Below are 3,854 nucleotides of genomic sequence, written 5' to 3'. Positions count from 1 at the left end.
GGGCGGGCGACCACTGGGCGGCGACCGGGTCCGGAACGGGCGGGGCGGCCGGTGGCGGCGGCGGTTGAACGGGCGGGGAGGTGGCGGCGCGGCGCTGCCAGGGAGCGGGTTCCTCGGCTTCCGATGCCCKCCGGTGGGCTCCGCCGAACAGTTCGGGCGCGATCGGTTCGGGGCCGATCGGTTCGGCCGGCGCCCACTGGTACTCCGGTGGATGCGGTTCGGCGGGCACGTCGATGATCGGGCTTTCCTCGGTGCGCGGCTCTGCCTCGGCGCGCACCGGGGTGTCGATGCGGCTGGCGATCACCCGGCCGGCGGGGCGTTCGGTCTCCAGCGCGGGGCGGTGGTCCAGATCGGTGTCGAACAGGATCTCCAGATTGGTACGCAGCGCGGCGAGTTCGGCACGTAGCGCGGCGACCTCGTCGGCGGCCTGCGCTCGCAACTCCGCCGACAGCTCGCGGCGCAGTTGCGCTTCCACTGCCAGTTCGTATTCGCGGCGCGCCGAGATCTCGCGATCCAGTTGGAGGTCGTAGACGTACTTGAGGTCGCGCACCTTGGCCTGATCGAGATCGCTCTGCCGCCGGTAGATGAACGACACGAACGCCGCGGCGACCGCCGCCCACAACGCCAGCACCACGGCGAGTTTGAGCAGTTCGACCCGGTTGGTGAAGACCAGCACGGTGCTGGCGACGATAGCGAGCACCAGCAACGCCGTCAGCAGAACCCAACCCGGCCTGCGGTTGGCGCGTCGAACGCGCACGCCGCGGGACGGATCGGTCATGGGGCGACTGTACCGTTCACAGCTCGCATCGCGTGTCGACCTGCGCGGCGATTCGGCTACTCGGCTGCGCCACTGTACGAGTCGTGATTGTCGTTCGGGTCCTCCGGGGACGTGCAGCAATGCTGCAGCCACAGCCCGGCCGCCAGGAGTGCCAGCGCGCACAGCGCAGCCACCACGGTGCCGGCGGTGTCCTCGCCCGCGACACGCATGGTGCCCCGGCGCGGCAGCAGATACGCGAGAACCCCGATCCACCAACCCAGTACCAGCGCGCCGACCCAGGCCGACGCCTTGGCGATCCCCACCGAGCGGGCCACCGCCAGCGGGTGCAGTCGCCCCGCCCCGATACCGATCTGACCGTCGGCGATGCGCGATCGTATGACGTAGCCCCAGACGGCCTCGGCGACCGCCACCGCCAGCAGGGACACCCCCGTCCAGAGCGTGATCGGTGGGAACCACCGGTACAGGAAGACGACCAGCAGGTAGCAGACGACGGCGGCGATGCCCGCCGTTGCCGCGAGGTCACGCTTGCGGGTCGGTCCCATCAGCGGTCCAGGGTCAGGTGGGTGGGCCGCACCCCGGCGCGCTCCTCTTCGCCGAGCCGCTCCAGCAGTTCGGCCACCGGCGTGCCGGACAGCTCGGCGCCGGCATCGGCGGCCAGCCACGGCACCAGCACGAAGGCGCGCTGATGCGCGAACGGGTGCGGCAACGTCAGTTCGGCGTCCTCGGAACGCAATTCGGTGGATCCGTCGCGGCAGGAGACGATGTCGACATCGAGGGTCCGCGGTCCCCAGTGCACCTCGCGCACCCGGTCGGCCGCGGACTCCAGCTGCTGACCCCGTCGCAGCCAGCCGTGGCCGTCGCAGGCCGGATCCTCGACGATCAGCACCGCATTGAGGAAGGCGCCCTGTTCGACGCCACCCCATGCGTCGGTCTCGTAGACCGGTGAGACCGCCACGATCCGGCTGCCCAGCGCCGCCATCCCGTCGAGCACCGACTGCAGGTGCGCCAGCCGGTCACCCAGATTCGACCCGATGGACAGCACCGCGGTGCTCACGGCGTCAGTCCCCTGCCGCGGCGGGACCGGCGCGCCACCACCGCGACATCGGAGAAGGTCAGTGGGATCGGCGCGCTGGGCTTGTGCACGACGACCTCGACGGCATGCACGCGCTCGTCGGTCATCACGTCCTCGGCGATCTCGGCGGACACCGTCTCGATCAGGTTGCGCGGTGGGCCCGCGACGATCGCGGCCGCCCGCTCCGCCAGCGTTCCGTAGTTCAGGGTGTCGGCAAGGTCGTCGGTCGCGGCGGCGGCCTCCAGATCGATCCACACCGTCACATCGATGATGAAGTCCTGGCCGTCGCGGCGCTCATGGTCGAAGACGCCGTGGTTCCCGCGAACGGTCAACCCGCGCAGTTCGATTCGATCAGCCATTTTTCCCTCCGGACCACGCGTTCACTACCTTGAGCGCATCCACCGAGGCCTGCACATCGTGCACCCGCACACCCCACGCGCCGTTCAGGACGGACAGCGCGGAGATCACCGCGGTCGCCGTCTCGCGCCCGGACGCCGGGCGCATCACCCCGTCGGGTCCTTCCAGCAGCGCGCCCAGGAACCGTTTGCGCGACGCCCCGACCAGGACCGGGAACCCGGTCGCCACGAACGTCGGCAGCGCGCGCAGCAGTTCCCAGTTGTGTTGTGCGGTCTTGGCGAAACCGAGGCCGGGATCGATGATCACCTTCGCCGGGTCCACGCCGGCCGCGACCGCGTCGTCGACACTGCGCAACAGATCCTCGCGCACCTCGCCGACGACGTCGGCGTAGGCGGGGACCTCATGCGGGGCGTCGGCGCGCACCGACCGCCAATGCATGAGCACCCACGGCGCTTTCGCCTCGGCCAGCACGGCGGCCATATTCGGGTCGGACCGCCCGCCGGAGACGTCGTTGACGATCTGCGCGCCGTTCTCCAGCGCGGCGGCGGCCACCGAGGAGTGCATGGTGTCGATGCTGACGGTGACCCCGGCGGCGGCCAAGTCCCGGATGACGGGCAGTACCCGCGAGCTCTCGAGTTCCGGGGCGACCCGGGTGGCACCCGGGCGCGTCGACTCGCCGCCGACGTCGATGATCGCCGCACCGGCGGCAACCAGCGCCATCGCCCGTTCCACGGCACGGTCGCGATCGAGGAAGAGTCCGCCGTCGGAGAACGAGTCCTCGGTGACGTTGACGACACCCATCACCACCGGCACGGTCACTTCCGGAGGATCAGTTCCAGCGCCTCGGACCGTGATGCCTTGTCGGTCTTGAACTGTCCGCGCACCGCCGAGGTGGTGGTCACCGCGCCCGGCTTGCGCACGCCACGCATGGCCATGCACAGGTGCTCGGCCTCCACCACCACGATCGCCCCGCGCGGATCCAGCTTGCGCATCAGGGCGTCCGCGATCTGCGCGGTCAACCGCTCCTGGACCTGCGGCCGTTTCGCGTAGAGATCGACGAGCCTGGCGATCTTGGACAGGCCGGTGACCCGGCCGTCCAGGCCGGGGATGTACCCGACATGAGCCACCCCGTGGAAGGACACCAGGTGGTGCTCACAGGTGGAGTACATCGGGATCTGTTTGATGAGCACCAGTTCGTCGTGCTGCTCGTCGAAGGTGGTGTTGAGCACCGTGTCGGGGTCGGTGTAGAGGCCGCCGAAGATTTCCCGGTACGCCCGCGCCACCCGCGCCGGGGTGTCCACCAGACCGTGTCGGTCCGGATCCTCGCCGACCGCGATCAGCAGCTCGCGTACGGCCGCTTCCGCGCGTTCCTGGTCGAAGTGGGCAGGGGTGAAGCCGACCGCTTCAGCGAGGTCGTTCTCCGACGTCGTCATCGACGCTCCGTTCTGTTCAGCCATGGGTCCGTGGTGCGTCCGGGCCCTGCTGCTCGTTGCCGGGCGCATGCGGGGGCGGCGCGTACTGCGGTGGGTACGGCGGTGGAGGCGGTCCGGGCTGGTGCTGCGGCTGTTGATGCTGCGGCGGGTACCAGCCCTGCGGCGGGGGCGGCGGCTGCTGGCCGGCGCCGGGGCGCGGGGGCCAGCCCGGTGC

7 protein-coding genes are annotated in these 3,854 nt (G+C 70.6%); all 7 read right to left on the bottom strand.

Translation table 11 applies throughout. The features are described from left to right. Positions 1-778, bottom strand: a 778-nt coding sequence (locus tag AC1DTF_RS32205; protein ID WP_477477016.1) for a DUF6779 domain-containing protein, incomplete at its 3' end; no start/stop codon positions are given. 56 nt (positions 779-834) lie between these two features. Continuing rightward, positions 835-1,320, bottom strand: a complete 486-nt coding sequence (locus AC1DTF_RS32200; RefSeq protein WP_477477015.1) for a DUF3180 domain-containing protein — start codon at positions 1,318-1,320, stop codon at positions 835-837. Then, positions 1,320-1,832: a 2-amino-4-hydroxy-6-hydroxymethyldihydropteridine diphosphokinase gene (folK, locus tag AC1DTF_RS32195; protein WP_477477014.1), complete on the bottom strand. Its 513-nt coding sequence runs from the start codon at positions 1,830-1,832 to the stop codon at positions 1,320-1,322. Before folK ends, AC1DTF_RS32200 begins: the two co-directional genes overlap by 1 nt. Next, on the bottom strand, positions 1,829-2,209 hold the full coding sequence (gene folB / locus AC1DTF_RS32190) for a dihydroneopterin aldolase (RefSeq protein ID WP_477477013.1): 381 nt from the start codon (positions 2,207-2,209) through the stop codon (positions 1,829-1,831). The genes folK and folB overlap by 4 nt, the downstream gene beginning before the upstream one ends. Next, positions 2,202-3,008 (bottom strand): dihydropteroate synthase, encoded by an 807-nt coding sequence (gene folP, locus AC1DTF_RS32185; RefSeq protein ID WP_477477017.1) that lies wholly within the window; start codon positions 3,006-3,008, stop codon positions 2,202-2,204. The genes folB and folP overlap by 8 nt, the downstream gene beginning before the upstream one ends. A 14-nt stretch (positions 3,009-3,022) precedes the next feature. Further along, entirely contained in the window at positions 3,023-3,640 is a 618-nt protein-coding gene (gene folE / locus AC1DTF_RS32180; protein WP_057170949.1) for a GTP cyclohydrolase I FolE, read from the bottom strand. Positions 3,641-3,656: 16 nt separating this feature from the next. Then, positions 3,657-3,854 (bottom strand): hypothetical protein (locus AC1DTF_RS32175; protein ID WP_477477012.1); only part of this gene is annotated, 198 nt, incomplete at its 5' end.

The sequence above is a fragment of the Mycobacterium sp. P4_H6 genome, from assembly GCF_056400845.1.
Note: the sequence above shows the minus strand (reverse complement) of the source record. Positions and strands in the feature narration are given on the sequence as shown.